General features: G+C 67.3%; 17 protein-coding genes. 7 read left to right on the forward strand and 10 right to left on the reverse strand.

What is annotated here, in order from left to right; genetic code table 11:
- The first annotated feature begins 36 nt into the window (after positions 1–36).
- The gene (locus tag CYFUS_RS27860; protein WP_095987994.1) at positions 37–1,077 is read left to right on the forward strand and encodes an FAD:protein FMN transferase; all 1,041 of its coding nucleotides are present in this window, start codon (positions 37–39) and stop codon (positions 1,075–1,077) included.
- On the opposite strand, the gene CYFUS_RS27865 is transcribed toward CYFUS_RS27860, so the two are convergent.
- The 3 genes from CYFUS_RS27865 to CYFUS_RS27875 form a co-directional block, all read right to left on the reverse strand.
- The gene (locus CYFUS_RS27865; RefSeq protein ID WP_095987995.1) at positions 1,074–2,585 is read right to left on the reverse strand and encodes a Y-family DNA polymerase; all 1,512 of its coding nucleotides are present in this window, start codon (positions 2,583–2,585) and stop codon (positions 1,074–1,076) included. The two genes, CYFUS_RS27860 and CYFUS_RS27865, sit on opposite strands and share 4 nt — an antisense overlap.
- Before the next feature lie 21 nt (positions 2,586–2,606).
- Entirely contained in the window at positions 2,607–3,470 is an 864-nt protein-coding gene (locus CYFUS_RS27870; protein ID WP_095987996.1) for an ImuA family protein, read from the reverse strand.
- A gap of 193 nt (positions 3,471–3,663) precedes the next feature.
- Positions 3,664–4,878, reverse strand: a complete 1,215-nt coding sequence (locus CYFUS_RS27875) for a vWA domain-containing protein (protein ID WP_095987997.1) — start codon at positions 4,876–4,878, stop codon at positions 3,664–3,666.
- Between the two features lie 245 nt (positions 4,879–5,123).
- On the opposite strand from CYFUS_RS27875, the gene lon reads away from it, so the two are divergent.
- From lon to CYFUS_RS27895, 4 genes are all read left to right on the forward strand, one after another.
- Complete coding sequence (gene lon / locus CYFUS_RS27880) at positions 5,124–7,586, forward strand: endopeptidase La (protein ID WP_095987998.1); 2,463 nt, start codon at positions 5,124–5,126, stop codon at positions 7,584–7,586.
- Between the two features lie 116 nt (positions 7,587–7,702).
- Positions 7,703–8,617 (forward strand): N-acetylmuramoyl-L-alanine amidase family protein, encoded by a 915-nt coding sequence (locus tag CYFUS_RS27885; protein ID WP_232536844.1) that lies wholly within the window; start codon positions 7,703–7,705, stop codon positions 8,615–8,617.
- Between the two features lies 1 nt (position 8,618).
- Positions 8,619–9,227: a hypothetical protein gene (locus CYFUS_RS53035; RefSeq protein WP_232536845.1), complete on the forward strand. Its 609-nt coding sequence runs from the start codon at positions 8,619–8,621 to the stop codon at positions 9,225–9,227.
- On the forward strand, positions 9,224–9,781 hold the full coding sequence (locus CYFUS_RS27895) for a head protein (RefSeq protein WP_095987999.1): 558 nt from the start codon (positions 9,224–9,226) through the stop codon (positions 9,779–9,781). The genes CYFUS_RS53035 and CYFUS_RS27895 overlap by 4 nt, the downstream gene beginning before the upstream one ends.
- Positions 9,782–9,862: 81 nt before the next feature.
- On the opposite strand, the gene CYFUS_RS27900 is transcribed toward CYFUS_RS27895, so the two are convergent.
- Both CYFUS_RS27900 and CYFUS_RS27905 read right to left on the reverse strand, forming a co-directional pair.
- A complete protein-coding gene (locus CYFUS_RS27900) occupies positions 9,863–10,837 on the reverse strand; it encodes an FHA domain-containing protein (RefSeq protein WP_095988000.1) in 975 nt (324 codons plus the stop codon).
- Positions 10,825–12,168 carry a S1 family peptidase gene (locus CYFUS_RS27905; RefSeq protein WP_095988001.1) on the reverse strand — a complete coding sequence of 448 codons (1,344 nt, stop codon included), beginning with the start codon at positions 12,166–12,168 and terminating at the stop codon, positions 10,825–10,827. The genes CYFUS_RS27900 and CYFUS_RS27905 overlap by 13 nt, the downstream gene beginning before the upstream one ends.
- Positions 12,169–12,295: 127 nt before the next feature.
- Here CYFUS_RS27905 and CYFUS_RS27910 point away from each other — a divergent pair, with 127 nt between their 5' ends.
- Complete coding sequence (locus CYFUS_RS27910; protein WP_095988002.1) at positions 12,296–13,327, forward strand: hypothetical protein; 1,032 nt, start codon at positions 12,296–12,298, stop codon at positions 13,325–13,327.
- Positions 13,324–16,554 (forward strand): helicase HerA-like domain-containing protein, encoded by a 3,231-nt coding sequence (locus CYFUS_RS27915; RefSeq protein WP_095988003.1) that lies wholly within the window; start codon positions 13,324–13,326, stop codon positions 16,552–16,554. The genes CYFUS_RS27910 and CYFUS_RS27915 overlap by 4 nt, the downstream gene beginning before the upstream one ends.
- Positions 16,555–16,840: 286 nt before the next feature.
- Here CYFUS_RS27915 and CYFUS_RS27920 read toward each other — a convergent pair whose 3' ends face one another.
- The 5 genes from CYFUS_RS27920 to CYFUS_RS27940 all read right to left on the reverse strand — a co-directional run bounded on the left by CYFUS_RS27920 (position 16,841) and on the right by CYFUS_RS27940 (position 23,549).
- On the reverse strand, positions 16,841–17,758 hold the full coding sequence (locus CYFUS_RS27920) for an SMODS domain-containing nucleotidyltransferase (protein WP_157758692.1): 918 nt from the start codon (positions 17,756–17,758) through the stop codon (positions 16,841–16,843).
- 280 nt (positions 17,759–18,038) lie between these two features.
- A complete protein-coding gene (locus CYFUS_RS27925; RefSeq protein ID WP_157758693.1) occupies positions 18,039–19,712 on the reverse strand; it encodes a HesA/MoeB/ThiF family protein in 1,674 nt (557 codons plus the stop codon).
- A 102-nt stretch (positions 19,713–19,814) separates the two neighbouring features.
- Entirely contained in the window at positions 19,815–20,774 is a 960-nt protein-coding gene (locus CYFUS_RS27930; protein ID WP_095988006.1) for a nucleotidyltransferase, read from the reverse strand.
- Between the two features lie 65 nt (positions 20,775–20,839).
- Positions 20,840–21,781 (reverse strand): SMODS domain-containing nucleotidyltransferase, encoded by a 942-nt coding sequence (locus CYFUS_RS27935; protein ID WP_095988007.1) that lies wholly within the window; start codon positions 21,779–21,781, stop codon positions 20,840–20,842.
- 37 nt (positions 21,782–21,818) lie between these two features.
- A complete protein-coding gene (locus tag CYFUS_RS27940; RefSeq protein ID WP_157758694.1) occupies positions 21,819–23,549 on the reverse strand; it encodes an SAVED domain-containing protein in 1,731 nt (576 codons plus the stop codon).
- Positions 23,550–23,552 lie beyond the last annotated feature (3 nt).

Raw genomic sequence — 23,552 nt, forward strand, 5'->3', positions numbered from 1 at the left:
CAAGCCAACCAGGGGGCTGGTGCGAGGCGGACGCGCGTGGGACAGAACGAGGCCATGGTGCTCCCTGCCCTGCTGATGATGTTGGCCGCCACTCCCGAGCCGCGCGTGCGTACCGAGACGCGTCCGATGATGGGAACGCACGTGACGGTGACGCTGGTGGGGGGCACGTCCCGAAAGGCACGAGAGGGGTTCGACGGAGCCTTCGCGGCCTTCACCCGGGTCAACGAGGTGATGAACGAGTGGCGGCCGGACAGTGCGCTCTCCGAGGTGAATCGGCGGGCGGGAGATGGGAGCTTCGTGCCGGTGCCCGAGGATCTCTGCGCGGCATTGCGGCGCGCGGTACGGGGGGCGGAGGAGACGGGCGGGCTGTTCGATCCGACGTGGGCGGCACTGCGGGGGCTGTGGCGCTTCGGCACGGAGCTGACGCCCGTCCTGCCCGACCCGGCCGAGCTGAAGAACCGCTGCGCGCTCATCTCCTACCGGGGCCTGGAGTTCGCCCCGGAGGCGGACGGAGGAGGCGCGGGGTGTGGGGTGCGGCTCGCGCACGCGGGGATGCAACTGGGGTTGGGGGGACTGGCGAAGGGCTGGGGGGTGGACCGGGCGGTGGAGAAGCTCCGGGCGCTGGGCTTCCGGGACTTCTTCGTGCAGGCGGGCGGAGACTTCTACGCGGCGGGGAAGAAGGCGGGCCGGCCGTGGAAGGTGGGCATCCGGGAGCCCCGGGGCGAGCCGGGCAGCGTCTTCGCGGTGCTGGAGGTCTCCGACGCGGCGTTCTCGACGAGCGGGGACTACGAGAACTTCTTCCTCCTGGAGGGCAAGCGCTACCACCACATCATCGATCCCCGGACGTGCTACCCGGCCATGGCCTCGCGCTCGGCGACGATCCTCGCGCCGAGCGCGGTGGACGCGGAGGTGCTGACCAAGTCCGTCTTCATCCTCGGGGGCGAGGCGGGACTGGCGCTCGCGCAGAAGCACGGCGCCTCCGCCGTGGTGGTGACCGCGGAGGGAGAGGTGCTCACCTCGCCCGGGCTGCGCGGAAAGCTGCGGCTGACGCGGAGCCCGGACGAGCCACCGCGCTAATCGAACAGGCCCTGGAGGTAGAAGCGGCTGTCGCGCGCGTCGCGGAACACCCACGCCTGACCCAGCCCCTCGAAATGCACCCGGTAGTAGTCGCGGCTGTACGGGCGCTCATCCCACCAGTCCCCATTGAGCCGCTCCGGGCCCATCAACGCCACCACCCGGCGCCGCTTCCCGCCCACCCGCGCCGCCAGCAACTCCCCCTCGGGCGTCATCTCCACCTCGATGGGCGTCGGGCTGCTGAGCATCCGCGAGGGCCGCTCGCGCAGCACTCCCGGCACGGCCTCCGGGGCCTCCACCGCCTGGAGCAGCTCCCCCTCCAGTCCCCGGCTCACCGTAGGAGGCCGGAAGGCGCGCGGTGAGTACCCCGCCTCGGGACGGTGCGAGTCCTCCAGCTTCGCCATGAAGAGCGACTCCTCGCCCAGCGCCGTCGCCAACCGGGAGAGCACCACCTCCAGCGCCGCGTCTCCCTCCGGCGCGTCCCCGAGCGACAGTTGCTGGCCCCGATCCTCGCAGTCCTCCTCCACCCGCAGGAGCAACCCCGCCACGGGCCCCTCCAACCGCACGTCGCCCAGGCGATGCCGCGTCAGATCCAACAACATCTTCGACTGCGCCGTGGGCCGCGCCAGGGTAAGTGGCACCACCGCCTGCCCGGAGGGATCCAACTTCAACGTGAGGCTCAACCGCACCGCCGCGCGGCGCCGACCTCCCAACCGCCCACAGAGGCGATCCATCACCGTCTTGAGGGCGAACTGCAGGGGCTCCAGGGACTCGGCGGGCCACTCCAGCGTCAGCCGCTCCTCCAGCACCTCCTCCAGTACTTCCGGGATGAACGGCGTCTCATCCCCGCCCCGGCAGCGCGCGTGCGCCCGCATCCCGGCCGCCCCTCCTCGCGCCGTCACCGCGCCCACGGGCAGCGCACCCACCTCCCCGAGCGTGCTCAACCCGAGCGACGCGAACGCCGTCTGCTCCGGACCCTCCAGGGCACTCAGGGGCAACGGCGCCAGCGCCCGGGCCTCCTCCCCATCCGGCACCACGGCGAAGCGCTTCTCCCCATGCCGGGCGAGGGCCCGCGCGGTGAACTTCTCCGAGGCCACCACCACCCGCCCCCGCCAGCCCAGCTCCGCGCATTGGGCCAGCACCTTCGCGCACAGCCCCTCCTCGCCCTGCACCAGGTTCGCCGCTCCCGCGTCGAGCCACATCCCATCCGGCGTCGAGAGCTGGAAGCCCGGGGCCAACCCCATCAACATCTCGCCCAGCGCCACCAGCGCCCGCCGCTCCTCCTCGGGCTTCCAGGCGAAGTGCCGCAGCGAGGGCTCCAGCGCCGTCGCCGCCGTGAGCGTCGTGCCCGGACGCACGCCCGCCTTCAAGGCGCTCGTGGACGCGCACACCACCCGCTGCTGGCCCCGAACCTCCTCCACCAGCACGAAGGGCTTGCCCGCGAGCTCCGGCAGCTCGATGACCTTGCGCTGCACCGCGAAGCGCGGAAAGTGCAGATAAGCCAGGCGCATGACCGTTTCCCTCCCCTCGACTCAGTGCAGCCCCGGCTCCGAGGCCAGCATCGGCCGCAGCGACGGCATGGGCACGTCCCGGCCCGGACGTTGTCCCAGGATGCCCCGGTGCCCCTCGCGCTCGGGGCCTGGCTCGCGCACGAGCTCCGGCACCGTCACCGCCTCGGTCGGCGGCAGTTGGGCTCCCCAGGGACACTCCCCCTCGCTCAGCTCCGGGTAGAGCGCCCGCCAGGGCAGCAGGGTTCTCGTGCCCAGCCCTCCCTGCCGGCTGCGCACCACCTCCACGGACAGGCCCCGGTCCCCACGCGACTCGGTGCGCAGCCGCAACATCCCGTCCGCGGGGGCCTCCGACGCCGTCAGCAGCAACAGGAGGCTTCCTCCCCGTCCCGCCGCGTCCATCAGCCGCTTGCCCTCCGCCGGGGACAGCCGCACCCCCTCCTCGCCCCGCACCATCCCCGGAGGTGCCCGCGTCAAATCCAACACCACGCACGCGAACGCGCCGCTGCGCACCAACTGCACCGCCGACCACGCCAGGTGCTCCACCGTCCGGGGCCGCACGATGAGCAGCCGGGACGGATCCACCCCCGCCGCCACCGCCGCGGGCGGGTAGAGTTCTCCCGGTCCATCCACGTACGCACACAGCCGGCCTTCCCGATGCGCCGCGGCCACCGCCCGCAGCGCCAGACTCGTGCGCCCCGAGGCCCGCTCGCCCCACAGCTCCACCACCTGCCCCAGCGGCAGCCCGCCGCCGGGCAACAGCGCGTCGAAGGGCTCCACCCCCGTGCGCAGCGCCGCGAGGTACTTCCTCGGCGCCGCCTGCAACCGGCGGATCTGCTCCCTCAACGCCTCCACCGTCACCGCCAGATTCCCGGCCGTCGCACTCATCACGTCACCTGCCCCGCACTGGACCTGAAACGAGGTTCAGTATGCCGGGCGTTCTGACATGCGCCAGCAAATGTCACCTGGGGGCCGACGATCGAGTGGGTGCGCGGGGGGATCACACACCCCCACGCACGGCTTCTCTTCGCGGGAGGTGCTCAGGGGACAGACTTCAGAAGAGCCCCTTGGGGAGCACTCCTCAGTTGGCGCACAGCAGCTTCACCTCGATCTTCTGATCCGTCAGCTGGCGCGGGCACGAGGACTGGAAGTACAGGCGCGCGGCGCGGCCTTGCGCGGACGGCACATACGACACGTCTCCCCCGACCACACTGCAAGTCTGGATCGAGCCGTCCTCGCGCGTCACGCGCACCTGGACGAGCCGGGGATCGGGCAGGTTCATCACCTCGATGCTCTGGGACGTGCGGGCCACGGAGGCGATGGACACCAACGTGTCACGGAAGCTCGCCCGGCAGACGGAGTCCAGGTTGCGCAGCCCCGAGTCGAACAGGGACGCCATCTCCCGCTGGCGGTAGCCGGGCCCGTAGGAGGTCGGGCAGTCGGCGTTGCGCACGAACGTGCCCTGGGAGGTCGTGTCCACCACCAGCTCGGCCCGCTTGTCCGTCAGCCCCACGGGGCCGATCGTCGCCCAGAGAACCTCGCGCGTCGCCCCCGTGCCATCCACCAGCCCCCGGAAGAGCTGGTAGTACTCCCGGACGGGCGTGAGCAGGTGGGCCTGCTCGCTGCACAAGTCCCTCGAGGTGTCCGTCGTCAGGGCCACCGGAGCGGGCCGCTGCGTGGAACTGCAATCTTCCTCGTCCGAGACCACCACCACGACCAGCCGGGCGCCATCGCGCAGGAAGCCCCCGTTGCCGCCCGCCCCCACGACCGCCGTGGACAGCGGGGGGGTGACCGCCAGGCGGACGGCCTCGAAGGGCGTCTCCTGGCCGCTGCCCTGGGTGCCCTGCTTGACCAGGCGGCGGAACTTCTCGAGCAGCTCTGGATCCGACCCCTCGAGGTAGCGCTCGGCGGTGGGCCGGCCCTGGGCATCCGGCACCGGCTGCAGCCGTCCGGCCTGGTCGTTATAGAGGGAGAACTGGACGTGGCCATTGATGTCCGCGTTCAGGTAGACCGACGTGGTGATGACCCCCACGCGGAAGTCCTGTTCCAACCCGTTGTCCCGCCGGAGCTCTTCCAGGAAGGCGGGCAACTCGGTGGCGATCGCCGCCTGCTCCTCCGCCATCGAAGCGGAATTGTCGATGACGAAGAGCAGATCCGTCTTCTGCGCCGACAGGAGCGGAGCATTGGCCTGGCAGGTGCCAGGCAGGGTGGAGCCAGGTTCGTCCACCGGAGTGGAGCAGCCCCCGCTCCACAGGGTGAGGGCCAGCAGTGCGCTCAGGGGGATGGAATGACGCATGGAGTCTCCAGGGGAAATGCGGCGCAGCGTAGCGTGTGCCACGCCGTATCGCCCCTTTCGAATAGAGGGACGGGTAACCGTCCGGCAGCCGACGACGAGGGGGAAAAGTACAGGTCGCGTTTGCCATGTCCGTTTTGATTGCTACGTTGGAACAACCCCCGAAGAGAAATTCGCCACCAGAACCACTTGACGGGCCCGGGACAGACGACGATCCGGCCGGGCCGCCCATCGAGGCATCGAAGACAATGTCCGACGAAAAGAAGAAGGGCCCCTCCTCCGCCGCGGCCATGCCGGCCGCCATGGCGCCTCCGGGGATGATCAACAAGGAGGACATCCCCCAGGTCCTCCCCATCCTCCCCCTGCGCAACTCCGTGTTCTTCCCCGGCGGCGTGCTGCCCCTCGCCGTGGGCCGCCAGAAGACGATCGCCCTCATCAAGGACGCCGTGCGCGATGACCAGGTCATCGGCGTCGTCACCCAGCGCCGCGCCGAGGAGGAGGATCCCGGCGCGTCCGACCTCTACACCATGGGCACCGTGGCCCGCATCGTGAAGCTGCTCAAGATGGGCGAGGACAACTACTCGCTCGTCGTGCAGGGCCTGGCGCGCTTCCGCGTGCTGGACCTCGTGCAGGAGGCCCCCTACCTCAAGGCGCGCGTGGACGCCGTCGAGGATCGCACGGCCTCGGAGAACGTCGAGGTCGAGGCGCTCGGCATCAACCTGAAGAAGCTGGCGCGCGAGGTCATCGAGCTGATGCCCGAGCTGCCCGCGGCCGCCACCGAGCTGGTGGAGTCCATCACCCACCCGGGCCACCTGGCCGACCTCATCGCCGCCAACGTGGACGTGCCCATCGAGGAGAAGCAGGCCGTCCTCGAGACGGTGGACCTCAAGGCGCGCATGAACCTCGTGCTCGAGCTGCTCAACCGCAAGCGCGAGATCCTCAAGCTCTCCAACAAGATCGACTCCGCCGTGAAGGGCGAGATGTCGAAGACCCAGCGCGAGTACTACCTGCGCCAGCAGCTCAAGGCGATCAAGGAAGAGCTCGGCGAGATGGGCGAGGAGGAGGAGGAGCTCGACGAACTCCAGGAGCGCCTGAAGAAGGCGGGCCTGCCTCCGGACGTGGAGAAGGTGGCCAACAAGGAGCTCAACCGCCTGAAGACGATCCCGGCGGCCTCCAGCGAGTACACCGTCGCGCGCACCTACCTGGATTGGATCGCCGATCTGCCCTGGGCGAAGATGAGCGAGGACAACCTCGACATCGAGAACGCGCGCCAGACGCTGGACAAGGATCACTTCGGCATCAAGAAGGTCAAGAAGCGCATCCTCGAGTACCTGGCCGTGCGCAAGCTGAAGAACGACATGCGCGGCCCCATCCTGTGCCTCGTGGGTCCCCCGGGCGTCGGCAAGACGTCGCTCGGCCAGAGCATCGCCAAGGCGGTGGGCCGCAAGTTCGTGCGCCTGTCGCTCGGTGGCGTGCGTGACGAGGCGGAGATCCGTGGCCACCGGCGCACCTACGTCGGCGCGCTGCCGGGCCGCTTCATCCAGAGCATGAAGAAGGCCGGGATGAAGAACCCGGTGATGATGCTGGACGAAATCGACAAGCTCGGCGCGGACTTCCGCGGCGACCCGAGCGCGGCGCTGCTCGAGGTGCTCGACCCGGAGCAGAACAGCACGTTCAGCGACCACTACCTGGACGTGGCGTTCGATCTGTCCAAGGTGATGTTCATCGCCACGGCCAACCAGCTCGACCCCATCCCCGGGCCGCTCCGTGACCGCATGGAGATCATCGAGCTGACGGGCTACACCTTCGAGGAGAAGCAGAGCATCGCGCGCATCCACCTGGTGCCCAAGCAGCTCAAGGAGCACGGTCTGACGCCGGACCACATCACCATCACCGACGAGGCGCTGCTGATCCTCACCACGGCGTACACGCGTGAGGCCGGTGTGCGTAACCTCGAGCGGCGCATCGCCGACATCTGCCGCGCGGTGGCCGTGGAGGTCGCGGGCGGCAAGACGGAGAAGCAGAACGTGGATGGCAACCGGGTGAAGGAGATCCTGGGGCCAGAGATGTTCTACTCGGAAGTGGCCGAGCGCACCGAGGTGCCGGGCGTGTCCACGGGTCTGGCCTGGACGGCGGCCGGTGGAGATCTGCTCTTCATCGAGGCGACGAAGATGGCGGGCAAGGGCGGCATGACGCTCACCGGCCAGCTCGGCGACGTGATGAAGGAGAGCGCCACGGCGGCGCTGAGCTACCTGCGCAGCAAGGCGGAGTCGCTCGGCATCAACCCGAACTTCCTCGAGAAGACGGACCTGCACCTGCACTTCCCGGCGGGCTCCATCCCCAAGGACGGCCCCTCCGCGGGCGTCACCATCCTCACCGCGCTCACCAGCCTGCTCACGGGCATCCGGGTGCGCGGCGACACGGCGATGACGGGCGAGGCCACGCTGCGTGGCCTGGTGCTGCCGGTGGGTGGCATCAAGGAGAAGGTGCTCGCGGCGCACCGCGCGGGCATCAAGCGCGTCATCCTCCCGGAGCGCTGCCGCAAGGACCTGCAGGACGTGCCGGAGCAGGCCCGCAACGAGATCGAGTTCATCTTCGCCACGCGGATGGACGAGGTGCTCGAGGCGGCCCTGGAGAAGTCTCCGTTCAAGGAGGGCGCGGACAAGAGCCTGCCTCCGCAGCCGGAGACGACTCCTGAAGTCCGTGCCTGAGAAGGCGCGCCAGGCGCGAGCCGGGCGATGAAGTGATGGCGGGCGGGTCTCCTTCACGGGGCCCGCCCGTCGTCGTTGCGGGGAACGTCCGTGCGCCCCCGAGTGTCCGAGGTGCCATGCTGAAACCCTTCCTGGGGCTCCTGCTGATCGCCACGAGCCTGTCCGCCCACGGCGCGGAGTCGACACCGGCCACGTCCTCCCCCACCCCGCCCCATCCAAGTGCTCCCCCCGCGACTCCATGGCCCTCGGCGAGCGCGCCGCTCACGGTGGCGAAGGTGGAGTTCCCCCGAGGCTTCGGACGCCCGCGCATCTACCTGGACGCGGGACATGGCGCGCCCGGCAACGAGGGCAACTCCTCCGTCACCTGCGAGGCGGAGGAGACCTATACGCTGCGGGTGGCGCGGGAGCTGGCGCGGCGGCTGGAGGCAACGGGCCACTTCCAGGTGAAGCTGAGCCGCCGCGAACCGGGCCAGCGGCCCGCATATCCCCAGCGCCTCCAGGAGGCGGAACGGTGGGGGGCGGCGCTCTTCCTGAGCCTGCACTCGGACGCGCGGGGCGAGGCGAGCGAGTGGCTGGCGACGCCGGAACGATGGTGCTCGCGCAACGACGCGGCTCCCGGCTACAGCGTGCTCTACGCGGATGACAGCGGCACGCCGTTGGTGTCACGAAGGCTGGCACTGGCACGAGCGCTGGCGAGGCGCATGGGCGAGGCGGGCTTCCTGCCCTACGGAGGCGAGGACTACGTGGGTCTGTACTCCGCGGATGGCGAGCAACCGGGGACCTTCGTGAGCCGGCATGTTCCAGGGCGGCGCATCTTCGTGCTGCGCAAGCCGAGCATGCCCTCGGTCATCATCGAAACGCACCATGCCTGGGACTGGCACGCTGGCGCGAGGAACGCACGCTGGAGGCCTTCGCCGCGGCGGTGGCCCAGGGGCTGGTGGACGCGCTGGCCGCGAAGTGATGTGTCAGGTAGCGCCCAAGGTGTTGATTTCAGCGTTTCCAGGTACTCGGGCCCGGGATACGAGGCATGAGATGAGCCTCGGAAGCCATACGGCCGTGGTGATGGCAGTGCTGCTGATTTCCTGCGGCACCAGCCAGCATGCGATCCCTTCTCACGACTCAGCGGTCGCGAAGACAGAGGAGCTCGCTCGCCTCGTGCTCATCTTGAAGGAAGCACGCCCTGGCCAGGTCCACCATGACTGGCGCTCCGTCGAGAACGTCCACCCAGCATTGAGCGATGCTCCGCGAATCGTGCTCGCTTCCGGGCGGGACTGTTACGCGGAACTCCTGGAGTGCATGCGCGAGTGCATGAGCCGCCCTCTTCCCCGCGGATTTGGGCACACCACACAGGGGCGAGGGAAAGGCGGAAAGGAAGAGTACTGCAACAAGCGATGCATGCGACCGTATCGTGACTGCATGGACTTGCAGGATCTCAAACCGCGAGAGTTCTCTTCCGGAGAAGCGGCAACCGATTGGTTGAAGCGCCATCACCAATCCATTCTGGTCGGAAGTGTTTTCGCCATCGCGGGTGTGGCCTTTGTCGTGGCCTCTGCCGGTGCGGGAGTCCTCATCCTCATCCCCGCGACACTCATGGCCTCCGCAGACGTTTCAACGGAAGCCGCAATGGCGGTGGTTCCATGACGATTGAAGAGCTTTCTCTTGAAGTGGAGGGACTGCTCGGACGGCTCCGCGAGGACAACCCTTCGCCGGAAGAAAAGGGGCTGCTCCTCGTTGCCATCGACGCCATCCGATTCATTTCATCCACGGGTCATTCCTATGACTTCGAGGACTACCGCAAGAGCCTCTCCGCGCATGAGCCTCCTCCCGTCGTCGCCGTCTTCAAGACCCGCGAGGAAGCGGACGCATGGCTGAATGCGCATCCCAAGCCGCCTCATCTGACCTACGTGCTCATCGCGGATGCGTATTACATGGTCGTGTATCTGCGCGACCCCGACCGTCGCTCGCTCGGCCCGCACCCCGCCCTCGCCTACCATCTTCAGGAGATGCTGGAGGCGGGTCTCCCGCCAGCGGTCGCCACGTTCAAGACGCGAGCGGAGGCAGACGCGTGGTTCAGCCAGCAAGCCGATCCGCCCGCGCAGAGTGTCATCCAGATTGGAAACGAGCCCTACCTCGCGGTGCATCACCGCAACGTCCATCATCGCGCAATCTACCCCTTCTCCCTTGCGCGGCGATGAGGCCTCCACGAGGAATGAGCCCTGGGACTTCGTAGGGGCGTTGAAGAAGGTAGCCCCACGCCGTGCTCGGTTTCCGACCGCTCAGGGCTTCTCCTTCACGAGCGCGTCCACCTCCGTCTGCAACTCGCGCGTGTCCTCGAAAAAGGAGTCCATGCTCCGGGCGGGCACCACCCGGAACGCGGGTGGCAACAACGTGCGCTCCACCGGCAGGGCGGACGAGAACTCCTCCTCGTCCAGGAGCGAGTCCGCCTGCGTCAGCGCCCCGAGGCACACGAGCACACCCCCGAGCATGAAGCCGAGCCTCCGGGGCTCCGCTCGCGTCACGTAGCGCAGGTGGTGGAAGAGCACGAAGCCCACCCACCCCAGCGTGCCCGCCAGGAACAGCCACCGCGTCCACGCGCCCAGCGCCAGGCTGTACACCACCAGGTGCAGCACCAGGGGAACGGCGATCACCCCGAGCAGCCCCAGGCTTCCAATGGTGCCATGGGCCCCGAAGTGGAAGTGCCGCCGCGTCACCTTGCTCGCCAACGACCACATCCCCGACCAGACGAAGGCGGCGGACACCGGCAGCACCACCGCCAGCGCGAGCGCGCCCCAGTTCGTCTTCTGGAAGTTCGTCAGGTACTCGTCGAGCAGGGCGACCACCACCGTCGCCGCCAGCATCACCGGGAAGGCGAAGGGCCGCTCGAAGAGGTGATTCCGAGGCGCCACCGGTGCCGCCGAGATGCGCGTGTCCTCCACGACGTGGCTCCGGCCACGGAAGCGCAGGATCGTGTCCCCCACCGCCACGCGCGCATCATCCGTGAGCACCAGCTCCGCCAGCCGCGCCCAGGGCGCCACCCGGAACGTGCCGTTGTGGCTGCCCACGTCCCGCAGCACCAGCACCCCCTCCTCCGTGCGCTCGATGCGCAGGTGCGAGGCCGACACCTTCGGATCGTCCAGGATGACGTCGTTGGTGTAGCCCCGTCCCACCGTCGCCGGAAAGCGCTCCAGCCGGTGCCGCGAGGCCACCACGTCATCCCCCTCCAACACCTCCAGGAAGATCACTTCGTCCACGCGAGTGCCTCCAGGTAGCGGCGCGCCAGCGCGCGGGCGTTGTCCGCGGAGAATCCCGCCAGATCCAGGCTCGTCTGCACCCCCGAGGTGCTCGCGTTGTTCGTCGCCGCCCGGAGCGCCAGATCGTACAGGCCAGGGAACTTCTTGTAGGCGCGCAGGCACAGCGCCGCGCGCACCTCCATGCCCCCCACCTGCACGAACTCCGTCTTGCAGCGGAAGTTCGTCACGTCCGCCTTCGTGGCGTCCACGCCCCCCGCGTCGTCGCCGAAGGTGGCCGAGTAGAGCGCCGCGAAGCGCAGCGGCCCCAGCTCGTCGCTCGACACGAAGGCATGATCATAGGCCACCACCCCCGTGCGGTGCTCTCCGCTCAGGAAGATGTCCTCCTCGGAGGAGCACTGGTAGCGGGTGACGGTGTACGGATTCTCCGGCTCGAGCGGCGTGTCGCCCCAGCACTTGAGGAAGGGCCGCCAGCGGCCCGGCACCCGGTAGTCCCCGAGTCCTTGCGACGTCAGGGGCTCGGCCAGCAGGCGCTCGGTGATGCGCTGCTGGTTGTCCAGCAACTGCGCGCCCACCACGGCGAGCAGCGCCGCCGGATCTTCTCCTCCCTGCCCTCGAGCCCGCTCCACCAGCGTGCGGGCGTGCACCACCGGCACCAGGAAGCCGAGCTGGTTGCCCAGGGTGGCCACGTTGACCCCCACCACCCGGCCCTCGCTCGTCACCGTGGGACCGCCGCTCATGCCCGGGTTGATGGCGCCACTGAAGTGCACCTTGTCGTAGAGCGCGTCCTGCACCAGGCCGTTGTAGGTGCCCTCGACGATGGTGGTGCCCAGATCGTGCGGATTGCCCATGGCGTACAGCCGCGTGCCCTGGGGCGGCTCCGTCGCCGCCAGCTCGAACCAGTCCTTCACCGGCACGTCCTGCTGGATGACGGCCAGGTCGTGCACCACGTCCACGTCCACCACCCGCACCGGCACCGCCTGATCGCCCTGGCCCTCGCGCACCAGCTCGACGGTGTAGTCCTCCGGCTGGTGCACGATGCTGGAGATGACGTGGTAGTTGGTGACGGCGCGGCCCTGGGCGTCCACGAAGAACGCCGAGCCGATGGACGACTTGGTGCCGCTGCGCCGCTCGATGATGCGCACCTGGGCCACGCGGCGCTTGATGCGCTCGAAGAGTTCGTGAGTGGCCGGGGGCAGCGTGGCCACCGGCAGGGGAGGCACCACGGCCGGGGGCGCTTCGTCCGGAACCTCGATGTCTTCCGGGGGCGCTTTCTCTTTCCCGGGAAGCGCCGGGGCCTGGGCCAGCGTGGCGAGCAGAAGGAAGGTCAACATGCGCCGTGCACACTAGCGGAACGGCCGCGCATTGCCCGCTCAACCGCATGGGGGAAGCGCGCTCCCCTGTCCATACCCCTTCGGGGGGATTGAGGGCCCGGGGTGCTCGCGGGAGTGTGGGTGCCCCATGGACACGCTCGATACCCGGTTGACGGGGCTCGCCCTCTGTTGGCTCATCACCCAACCCAAGCGCAAGGGTTCTCGCTCGAAGCTGGAAGAAGCGCTCGGGCCCCTCGTGGAGCACCACTTCGGCCGCGCCCAGTGGAAGCAACGCTGCCCGGCCCTCGTCGAGCACCTGCGCCAGGAGTCGCTCGTGAGCGTGGGTCCCCGGGGGGGGTTGACCCTGTCCGACGAGGGCCTCGCCCGGGGGTTGCGCCTGCTTGGCACGGAAGCCCGGCCCCGGGGCTTGACGTGGAAGAAGTTCAAGGCCACCTACCTGCAGGCGCTCGGACTGGGGCTGCCCTCCTCGCCCACGACGCTCGCGTGGCTCGCGGACGCCGATGGGTTCCGCGCGGCCCTGCTCCAGCGCCAGCTCGGCGGCGGAGGCAAGCCCCACCCCACGCTCCTCCAGGTGCGCGACCGGCTCCTGTGGCGCCAGCTCGGCGTGGACACCCACCGGCCCTTCACGCTGAGCGCCGTCCAGGCCCACCTGCTGGGCTCCCTGTTGGAGCTGGACGTGACCGACCCGGACCACGCGCTGGAGCAGCTCGCCGCGCGGGCCGTCGGGGCCACCCGCGTGGACGCGGACGCCGTGCGGCTCGCCAACGCACGCGCCTGGCTGCTCTCCGGGGAACAACCCCCGTCCGCCACCGAGCCTCCCCCACCCGAGACCCCCGCCCCGGCCCCGCGTCCAAGCTCCGCCCCGAGCTTCGCGGAGCAGGTGCTCGCGACGGCCCGGGCGCTTCCGGCGGGCCACCGCTTCGGACCCGACAAGGTGTTCATCGCCCACGTGTGGCGGGCCCTCCAACCCGAGTGGCGTGACCGCGAGTCCTTCAACGCCGCGCTCCTGGAGGCCAACCGCACCCGGCGGCTGTCGCTGAGCCGGGCGGATCTCGTGTCGGCCATGGACCCCCGCGTGGTGTCCGAGTCCGAGGTGCGCACCCCAGGCGCCCGTTTCCACTTCGTCGTCGTCGACTCCCCTGCCCAGGAGACTCCATGACCTCCGATCCCCGACTCAAGGCCTTCCTCACCGACGGCGAAGAGGTGTTCAGCGGCATCCAGCAGGGCCAGCACCTGTGGAAGCAGGATCCCTTCGACGTGGAGTCCGTCAACGCCACCGCGCGACGTGCCTTCCAGCGCCTGTTGAATCGCGCGGTGGCCTCGCCCCCGCCCGACACGGGGAAGATCCTCTTGTTGCGAGGCGAATCCGGCAGCGGCAAGACGCACCTGGTCCGCGCGTTCCGCAACCTCGTGCACGGGCACACCCAGGGCTATGTGGGCTACCTGCCGATGACGGTCGACACGCCCCACTACGGGCGTCATGTCCTGCGCTGCGTGATGGACTCGCTCGACCGCCCCTATGACGAGCGCGTGGATGAGACCTCGGGGCTGATGAAGCTGTCGGACGCGCTGATGGGCACCAGCAAGAGCGTCTTCGCCCCGCTCATCGCCGCCGATCGCATCCTCGAGGACGAGGAACTGCACGAGATGGTGTCCACGGTCGCCTACGAGCTGCAGCGGGAGGATCCCCGCTTCCGCGCGGTGTCCGTGGATCTGCTGCGTGCGCTGATCTTCCTCCAGAACCGGGACGTGCGCCTGCACCACGCGGTGCTCCAGTGGATGCGTTGCCGGGAACTGTCCCCGGCGGATGCCCGGGTGCTCGGCAACCTCGTCTCCCATGCCGACGAGGAGGGTCCGCAGTGGATGCTGGAGCAGGTGGGCCACCTGCTGGGAGTGCTGGGCCAGGCGTTCGTGCTGTGCGTGGACCAGGTGGAGGACATCGCCGACTTCGCCTTGCGGCCGGGCATGGAGCCCCCCTTCCGCCGGGCGATGAACTTCCTCGTGCACCTGGCGGGCAACGTGCCCACGGCGATCATCGTGGTCTGCTGCCTGTCCGACTTCTGGGTCAGTGCGCGCGAGGGGCTCATGCGCCCCATGCTCGATCGCATCGAGCACGATCCCGAGCCCGTGCAGCTCGATCACCTGGTGACGGCCCAGACGGCACGGGACATCGCGGCGCTGCGCTTGAAGGTCCTCTACGAGCGGCGGGGCGCCACGTTCAATCCGGGCGATCCCACCTGGCCCTTCCCCCCGGCGGGCTTCGAGTCGCTGAGCGGCTGGCGTCCCCGCGACGTGTTGGATCTGCTCCGCCGCTACCGCGATCGCGCCATCCTGGAGGGCCGCCTGCCCGAGCGCTTCCCCCTGGAGGACGCGGGTGCGAAGACGGAGGGCGGAGAAAAGACGGAGGGGCACCCGCCACAGCCCACGCCGGTCGCGGAGCTGGAACAGGCGTGGATCGACTTCCGCGCGACCTTCCAGGCGCAGGTCCCCACGGAGGACGAGGATCTCTCGATCCTGCTCGCCTGGAGCCTGAAGACGGCCAACGACGAGCTGGACAGCGCGGCGCGCGTCACCGTGCGGACGCGGGATGGCGCCTCCCTGGAACTCACCTCGGGACCCGAGGGCCAGCGGCTCCTCGTCGCGCTCTGCAACAAGTCCTCACGGGGTGGGCACCTGGGCCGGCAGATGGCCGAGGCGATCCAATCCGCCAAGGGACAGGTGCCCGTGCTGGTGCGGACCACCGAGTTTCCCTCGAGCACGGGCACCGTCGTGGCCGACCAGCTCCTGCGGCTGCAGAAGAAGGGAGGACGCCGGGTGGTGCTCGGAGATGGAGATCTGCGCGACCTGCTGGCACTGCGCGCCTTCCTCCAGAAGCCACACGACGCGAGCACCTTGCAGGCCTGGCGCCAGACGGAACGGCCCCTCACCCGGCTGAAGCTGCTGGGAGACATCCTGGGAATCGATCCCAACAGCAGCCCCCGTCAGGGCCAGCCGTCCTCCGGGTCGGGGCCCGCCTCCGGGCCACGTCCGAGCGAGGACGCCACGACTCCCGCACCGAAGTCCAAGGACGCGCCTTCGAAGACGAGTACGCCGGAGCCCCGGATGCCCACGGGTCCGTTGCGGCTGGGTAGCCAGGAGGGGCTCTTCGAGAGCATCATCACCCTGGATCCGCAGGCGCTCACCCGGCACAGCGCCTTCCTGGGGAGTACCGGCAGCGGCAAGACGACGGTGGCGCTCAACATCGCGGAGCAGCTGCTCGCGCGTGGCATCCCCGTCATCCTCGTGGACCGCAAGGGAGACCTGGCCGGGTACGCGCGCGAGGAGGCCTGGCGCGAGCCCCTGGCGGACCCGGCCCTCGAGGAGCGCCGCCGCCAGTTGCGCGAGCGCCTGGACGTGGCGCTCTACACCCCGGGCCGCTCGGATGGACGTCCGCTGGCCATTCCCGTGGTGCCCCGAGGCCTGGACACCCTGCCTCCCGAGGAGCGCGAGCAGGCCGTGCAGCAGGCGGCGGACGCCATCGCCGGCATGCTCGAGTACAAGAGCAGTCCACGGGACAAAGCCGCGCGAGCCCTGCTCGGCCAGGCGCTCCAGTTGCTCGTGCGCCGGCCTCTCGGTGGCCGGGACGTGACGCTCGAGATGCTCCAGCAGTTCGTCCACTCGGCGGATCCGGAGCTCGTGCGCGAGGCGGAGGGACTGGATCCCAAGTCCTTCACGAAGCTCACCCAGGATCTCACCATGCTGCGCCTCAACTCGCGCGTGCTGTTGTCCGCGAGCGGGGAACGGCTCGATCTGGAGGCGCTCCTCGGCCGGAGTGGCTCGGGCGGGACGGGACGGACGCGGCTGAGCGTCATCAGCACCAAGTTCCTGGGCGGCACCCCGAGCGTGCTCTTCTGGGTGTCCCAGTTCCTGCTGGAGACCCTGCGTTGGGCGAGCCAGCACCCCTCCTCCCAGTTGCAAGCGGTGCTGCTCTTCGACGAGGCGGACCTGTACCTGCCAGCGCAAAGCCAACCCGCGACGAAGCAACCCATGGAGAGCCTGCTCAAGCGCGCGCGCTCGGCGGGCGTGGGGGTGATGCTCGCGACCCAGAGTCCAGGGGACCTGGACTACAAGTGCCGCGAGAACGTGGGCACCTGGCTGGTGGGCCGCGTGAAGGAGGACACGGCGCTCAAGAAGCTCAAGCCGATGTTCTCCAATGGCCGGGGCGCGGATGGGACCCAGAAGCTCGCCGCTCAGGAGCAGGGACAGTTCCACCTCCAGGCCGAGGGGGCCACGCGCCAGCTCAAAGCGGATCGCAACCTCATCCTCACCCGGCAACTCTCCGAGGAGGAGATCCTCCAGCTCGCGCGCCTCACCCTGGAGCGGGTCGCCGGGTCACGCTCCACGTGAAGGGACTCAGCGGGAGAGCCACGAGAGTGGGCAGACGCATGTTCCACGTGGGGAAAAGGTGGGGAAGAAATCCCCGCGGGTCCCCCCACTCCACCACGCCTTCGGACAGGCAAATGGTGCATGAGCAAACGCATGCACTCCCTCTAAGCCATCGCCAAGCGCGGTAAGCCCTTCACCTTCGTTCCTTCCACGCTCCTCCCCGCGGGCAGCGCAGGCGGTAACGACCGCTTGACTGGACATCACGGCATCTCATCCCATCTATGTGTTTCGGCCGTGTGCTGGCGAACTAATAGATGTGAAAGGCTGCTTGGAACCGGTTCTCGCAACGCTCCGGTGTCCGCGCATCGAGCGCTTCGCATAGGCGGTTGCGGCTGGACACCGCGTGCTGAAGGAATTTGACGCGGTGCTGTTCCTCCAGCCCTGCCACGAGGTTGCTTCCCGTGCCAGCGACATCGGGGACTGTGGGAGTCCAAGCCCAGCGGCTCAGCTTGATACCGAAGTCACTCCTCCAGTTCTGCCTGGCTTCTCCCACAAACTGGGCCAGAAAGTCGAAGAACAGGAGCGCACCTTCCGTGAACGAGCTGAAACCGACCTCGGAGAAGAACCGCACCGCGATCGTCTCAATGGCAAAGGACTTCAAACACGCGGTGGGAGGGATGCGCTTGTTCCAGAACTTTAGTACCTTGACTAGGGGGACAAACCGTCCCTCCCGCTGTTTATTGACATGTGTCGTGTGCTCAGCATGAACCCTGGGAGCGGAGAGAATCCACTCCTCCGTCTCTGAGTCCAAGACATAGATTCGGCCGCTCTCGGAGGACTCGAGAATGGCGGGCACCGCGTCGATATGCATCTTGTTGAGCGCCAGCCCCACCGAGCGGCGTTGCCTCTGGACTACGCTGTCGGGATATCGATAGCGAATAGCGCGCTCGAACGTGGTGAGGACCACGCTGGGACGGGGCTTATCCGCAAGAAAGCCGCGCGGCCACTTGGACGGATCGATAAGGAAGATGATGTCGACGTCATCGAGCGGAGCAATCGCTGTATGCCGCACATAGCTGCCGCTCAGATACGAGTCGATGATACGAAGCCCGATGTTCCCAGAGTCCAACCGGTACCGCAGGGTGTGGTGTGTCCGCTGGGCATCCTCTTTCTGGCTGGGGGTGGGTTCGACATCCTGAATCAGGTCCAGGAACAGCTCTTCCAAGAACTCCGCGCTCCTCATCAGCACCTCCGTCGCATCCGCCTTTCGCACTCAATAGGGAAGACGCCCAAGCGGGTGAAAGCCATCACGAGCCGGTGCTTTTTTTGAAACGGCTACATGGCCTCTCCACCGGCCCGGCGCACAGCCCGCTTCGGCCTTCCGTTCGCGCTCATGGGTGGCGGCCTGTACCGTCGGCGCCTTGGGGGATTCGAGGGGTGGGGCACCATCTATCTATGCGCCGGCCAAAGAAAACAAGCCGTGCTCTCCCGTCCATTCTGACTGGTCAAGACCTCTTCAACCGGTCCACTTGCAGGGCAGCCAATTCCTTCTCCTCCTCCGAGGCCAGTGGGAGTTCATCCCCAATCCCACATACGGGGCACGCGGGATCTTGTGGGATGCGCTCCACCCTCACCTGAAGCGGACCATCAACTGCCCATCCTCCGTGATTGGACCAGATCAGGTGATCCCCGTGAGCCTTCGGGTAATCGAGCCCACCCTTGATCCGCTCTCCGAGAGTCTGCAACGTCATCCGCGCGGTGATCAGCGCGACTTGCTCAACGTCCATCCCGAGCCCGGGGAATCCTGATTGCTGATAGGCAGGGACACCCATGTCAACGCGGTCGAAGCGCGGAAATCGACCGGGCTCCGCGTGTTGAGCGTTCAGCACACATTGATAGCAGGGCGTTACCCCCGGCAGAACCCTGAATATCCGCCCGTGCTCCGCACGTCCCAATACTGCGGCGAAGATCCCGGGGCATGCGCCGGTCACACACAGATGGTTGACCACGCGCTCCACCTCGGTCGTGGCGGTGGCGCAGACGACAATGCCCAGCGGGTTATGTGTCACCTCGATGAGGTGCTGCGTCGGATCCATCCCCCAGCCGACCGGATCCAACGAGAGCGCGGCTTGCACCTGGAGCACTTCCGCAACGGGGTTGATCCGACGAATCGCTCTGCTCACGACCTCCACCTTGGGCAAACAGATCTCGTCTACACCGCCCACGTGCCGCGCCACGTTCTCTGGGTCGAGGAACTCCGGGTCGAGGAGCACGAACCTCCCCACGCCGGTCTTCGCAAGCGCGACCGCAACACTGCTGCCAAGGCTGCCTACCCCGACGATCGCGACCTGCGCGCGCTGGAGTCCCTTGCTGTCCCCCAGGCGATCGTCAACGCGCTGGAATATGCGCTCCTCGAGGTTCTCTTCGAAAGGTTTTACATAGATCAACCTCTCTTTAGGGTCCGTGTCCGGAGCGGTTCCGGTCCTCATGAGGACGAATCTCAACCCATCGTTCAACACCAGCAGGATCAACGCCTGCTCCATGAACAACTGTCGTGCTTGTTCGTTCGGGAGCTGCTGTCGAATCCACTCTTCAAGCATGTGCAGCGACAAAGGGACCTGCTCCACAGTCTTGTTGATCCTGCACCACAAACCCTGCCGCAGACGGCTCAACCCCAGCGAGGCAACCCACTGCGCCCCAAGGTCGGCCGCGAGAGGTCTGGTAATGATCAGCGAGGGCGAGGTTCCGTCCACGCTCATCACACGTAGGAGCCGCCCGTCCTTTCTACCAAGCACCATCAGCATTCCCCATTCGCCCCCCTGACGCAGCGCCGCCACGATGCTCGGCGGCACGGAGACCCGGATGGAGTGCGTCGTCAGGGGGATGTCCTCGATTCGAGGGAACTCGCCGCGAGTCTCCTCCTCCAGGTACGTCACGAACCGATCGAGAGCCTCTCCTGCTGTGTACTCTGGTCGCCATCCTCGTCGAGGGTCATGCGCGAACAAACACAGACTTAGATCCGGGAACATGTACCCATGGGCGCGATGGTCGATCACGTCTGCGCCATCGACTGACAACTCCCAGGTAACGGGCGGGCGCAAGGGAAACTCCGGCGGCCATACCAGCCGGTATCGCCGGGGTCCAACTGCGGTATCGACCGTGCCTTCGGCGAAGGTCACCGGGCGCTCCTCAATCCGCAGGATGTTGGGGTGTCGTTGGTGGAGGACACGCAGTTCCTCCAGCCACCGCCGTCGGTCACTGTCAGGGAATGGCATGGATGTCTACCCGAACCTGGAGCCGTGACCATCTGGAGCGGACGGCAGCGATGCCGAAACGCCGATGACGGTCGAGCGCCCCTCCTTTCCCTTCTCCGGGTAGGGATCCCCAAAAAGCCCGTACAGGAGGTCATGGGCCCGCTCCGTGTGGCCAGCCTGCGCGAGTTCCTTCGCCTCCTTCAGCGTCACGGCAACCTGGCTCAACCGTGTCTTCGCGGCGGTCTTCTCCGCGTCGGTCATGCCCTGGTTGATGTATGGCCCCAGCGCCGCCGGATCCTGCGTATCGAGGAGCACGCGAGAAGCCAAGCCCTCGAAGATCTGGATGAGGCCATCAAGCCGGTTCTCCGGCTTCGCCACGAGCACATCCCAGATCATCACCTCAATGAGGAACGACCGCAGTCGCGCCCCGTCCGGCTGCCGCCGGTTCCAGTGCTTCACCGCCTTGGTGAGGGGCTTGAGTTCCTTGCCCGCGGCCTCGTTGGCCTCCACCGACAAGCGTTCGTGGATACGTGGGTTGGAACGGATCCAGGTCTTCGCCTGGAGGTCCGGGATCCAGAAGATCTCGCTGTTGCCCTTATCGAGGAACGCGGGGACGACATCGTAGGCGATTCCCGTGGTGGAGAATGAGATGTTCACCGAGCGGTTCTGTGGATCGGCGGTCTTGCCCGAGTACTGATCCTCAAGCGCGCGTCGCACCGTCTTCAGTGCATCCATCGGGCTGCTGATGGCCGGGTCGAGTTCGGGCGTGCGCTTCAGCACGCAGAACAGGTCGATGTCCTTGAGCGGACGGATGGCCGTGCTCCGCGCGTAGGAACCGGTGAGGAATGGGTAGTGGTCGGGCTCGATCTCCAGCCGGCTGGCGAGTCCATCGCGCAGGAACTTGTGCTGGTCGCTGGCGGCCGTCCTCTCGGCAGAGGTGAGCTCGAGTGCGGAAATGAAGTCATGAACTGCTTGTCGAACCTGCATGGTGTCCTCCAGAAAGAATAGATGCCGTTAGCGCGAAGATCGCGCGCACGGGAGCGCCCCGTGGGTCACCAACCGAGCTCTCGCAGATGGCTTCCAAACGCCTGCTCGATCTTGCGCTCTGCCTCATTCCATGTCCTGGCTTGCTCCGCTTGGAGAATCCATTCCCGGCTGGCCGCGGCCCGGCGGAGGAAACACTCGCGACCTTGCCTCGTGACGCTGACCGCCACGTTCGTGCACTCGGCCGTATCCGGCACCACGCAATTCCCGAGGCGGAGTGACATGCCACGATCATCTCCCCAGGGGTATTCACACGGGCCACCGCCGATGTAGCAGACGAAATCGAAGAACTGAACGAGGCCGGTCTGAAGAGAGCGTAGCCTAGCTGAAGCAAACAGCCTCGCAGCAATCGTCTCAACACAGAACGACTTGAGGCGCAGATCCTCGGACGCGCCCAGATTCCAGGTCTTGAGCAGCTTTACCAACGGCTTGAATAATCCTCCCTGCCTCTGGTTGATTTCCGTCGAGAGCGCACCGTGTATTTTGGGCGCGGAGCGGATCCACCCATCATTTTCCGCGTCCGGGATGAGGAGTCGCTCACTGCCTCTTCCGTCCGCGCTGACTGCGGGGACCACGTCCACATTCAGGTGCCACATCTGGAGCCGAATGGATCGACGTTGAACCCGGAGTTCCGTCTCCGGATACCGCCACTCCAATGCCCGCTTGAAGGTCTGAAGCACCGCGCTGGGGTCAGGGAGAGCGCCGCCACTCGGCGTTTTCCAATGGCCAGGATCCACGACGAAGATGATGTCCACGTCATCGAGCGGACGAATGGCGGTTGCCCGTGGGTAGCTACCGCTCAGGAAATGCTCCCGGATGATCGACTCCATGTTTCCGGTCACCAGGATGTCTCGGAGGTAGCGGTGGCTGCGCTGCGCGCCCTCCTTCTCCTCCTGCGAAGGCTCGACGCTGCGAAGTATCCTGCGCAGTGACTCGGTCAGATCCATCATGTGGGTTTCACCGTTACGCATGGCCCGAGCATCCCCGTCAAACAACCCACGGAGTCAACACCGAGTGCTCCTTCTCCACCACGTATTCCATCATCGAGCGGAGTGCGCTCTGATCGAACGTCCGCACGACGTCCACGAGGTCTGCGGGATCGAACCCGGGTCGTCGCTGATGTCTCATTAGGCGTCTCCCCCAGACGACGAACATCTCGGTATCGGGAAGCGCCTCGACGACGACCTTGTCGTGCACGTCGTCGAAGCTTCCGTGGAGAGGGGCCAACTCGACAATCAGACGCTCGCCGAGCACCTTCCAGATGCCCGTATCGGAGCGAAGCGTCCTGGCTCGTGCGAGCTGGAGCGCCCAGATAAGGTAGCGCCGCAAACGCCGCTCAAGCAATTTCCCCATGCGATCACCGCTCTCCATGCGATCGAAGGTCTCGATTCCCCGAAGGCTCACGTCGATCTCTTCGGCAAGAACCCTTCCAGGCTCGCGCTGAAGCTGTGGGCCCCCCTCTCTCATCCGCCAGCTCGCCAGCGTGCCGATCGCCAGGGTGTCCGCCCAATAATCCACCTCCTCCAAGGCGAAGCCCCCACGTCCGACGCCACGGTAGTTCTGGGAAGTCAGCTCCTGATCGAAGTGGAAGAGCTCATGCAGCAGATACTGCAGAGCCAAGGGCTCCCGGTGGCGCTCGTCCAGCTGGCGCATGCCCTCGAGCAGTCCGCGCCCGAAAGTCAGCCGCCGCTGCCCGACGCTCAGACGCGTCTCATCCCCCTCCGGTGCATCGGCGATCGTCAGCTGGTGGAGACGCGTCAGGAGCATTTCCCCCTCGGACGACGCGAGGAACGGCGGGAGATCCTCACGCTGGAGGGTGGCCTTCAATTTCTGGGCACCCGCCAACACCGCCAGCAGGACCTTCTGACGCGCCTGCTCATGCTTCGGTCCACGGCGTAACTCCACCCTCGATACGGGCTTCCACGGCAAGGTGAACGCCAGCTCGTATCCGGGCGGTGCATAGCTGGCCACCCACGCCCTCCCCATCGCCCTCGGGTTGAAGGCCCGACCCGCCATGAACGCGAGCGACGCCGGTCCCGAGGCGAAGAGCGCCAGGCCCGAGTGATTGGGATACGCACGCCGGGTGGCTGCCAGCACCTGCGCCAGTTCCTCCGCGATCGCGGGTGCATGAGCGGCATCCACCGGCGTGCCGGTGCTGTTCCGGCATTCGACCACGCCGGCGATACCGTTCCCCTGCGCCCTCAAGAAGTCACGTACGGCGTCGCGCGGCAGCATGGCCTGGGTTGAGATGAAGACCCCCACCAAGCCGTTCGCCTCCGAAGGCACATCACTCAGCCCGACCACCGTGTCGAAGTAGCGAACCCCACTCGGGCGCTTGTCATCCAGCCTCAGGACATCCCACGTGGTGTCCTTTCGAACGTTGAGAAATGTCTGGGGTTTCGCCCACGCAGAAAGCTCGGCCCCCAGGAGAACGAAGAGAGGCAACGGCGCCAAGCCCATGACGAAGAACTCCACGGGCGTGGAGGATGAGTCCCGGAGCGCGAGCGCCTCGCCCGCCAGCCGGGATACGGCGTTCGCGAGCGCGATCCAGTCCACAGGGCCGGACGTTGGTCGCTTTCCTTTCGGCCCCTGGGTAACGAAGGTGCTCAGGCGCAGGAATTTCAGCTCCCTCCGTGCTGGAGGAAGAAGGGGCAGGATGTCGTCGTCCGCGACGGGAGCATCCACATCGAGGCAAAGCACGGCATGTATCGTGTTCATGTC

This window comes from Cystobacter fuscus (assembly GCF_002305875.1).
Taxonomy (GTDB): domain Bacteria; phylum Myxococcota; class Myxococcia; order Myxococcales; family Myxococcaceae; genus Cystobacter; species Cystobacter fuscus_A.

Bases quoted from the DNA above. Each gene is read 5' to 3' on its own strand.
- CYFUS_RS27885 (WP_232536844.1), top strand. From the start codon at position 7,703: ATGCTGAAACCCTTCCTGGGGCTCCTGCTGATCGCCACGAGCCTGTCC.
- CYFUS_RS27935 (WP_095988007.1), bottom strand. From the start codon at position 21,781: ATGATGGATCTGACCGAGTCACTGCGCAGGATACTTCGCAGCGTCGAG.
- CYFUS_RS27875 (WP_095987997.1), bottom strand. From the start codon at position 4,878: ATGCGTCATTCCATCCCCCTGAGCGCACTGCTGGCCCTCACCCTGTGG.
- CYFUS_RS27930 (WP_095988006.1), bottom strand. From the start codon at position 20,774: ATGCAGGTTCGACAAGCAGTTCATGACTTCATTTCCGCACTCGAGCTC.
- CYFUS_RS27905 (WP_095988001.1), bottom strand. From the start codon at position 12,168: ATGTTGACCTTCCTTCTGCTCGCCACGCTGGCCCAGGCCCCGGCGCTT.
- CYFUS_RS27865 (WP_095987995.1), bottom strand. From the start codon at position 2,585: ATGCGCCTGGCTTATCTGCACTTTCCGCGCTTCGCGGTGCAGCGCAAG.
- CYFUS_RS27915 (WP_095988003.1), top strand. From the start codon at position 13,324: ATGACCTCCGATCCCCGACTCAAGGCCTTCCTCACCGACGGCGAAGAG.
- lon (WP_095987998.1), top strand. From the start codon at position 5,124: ATGTCCGACGAAAAGAAGAAGGGCCCCTCCTCCGCCGCGGCCATGCCG.
- CYFUS_RS27910 (WP_095988002.1), top strand. From the start codon at position 12,296: ATGGACACGCTCGATACCCGGTTGACGGGGCTCGCCCTCTGTTGGCTC.
- CYFUS_RS27940 (WP_157758694.1), bottom strand. From the start codon at position 23,549: ATGAACACGATACATGCCGTGCTTTGCCTCGATGTGGATGCTCCCGTC.
- CYFUS_RS27870 (WP_095987996.1), bottom strand. From the start codon at position 3,470: ATGAGTGCGACGGCCGGGAATCTGGCGGTGACGGTGGAGGCGTTGAGG.
- CYFUS_RS53035 (WP_232536845.1), top strand. From the start codon at position 8,619: ATGAGCCTCGGAAGCCATACGGCCGTGGTGATGGCAGTGCTGCTGATT.
- CYFUS_RS27895 (WP_095987999.1), top strand. From the start codon at position 9,224: ATGACGATTGAAGAGCTTTCTCTTGAAGTGGAGGGACTGCTCGGACGG.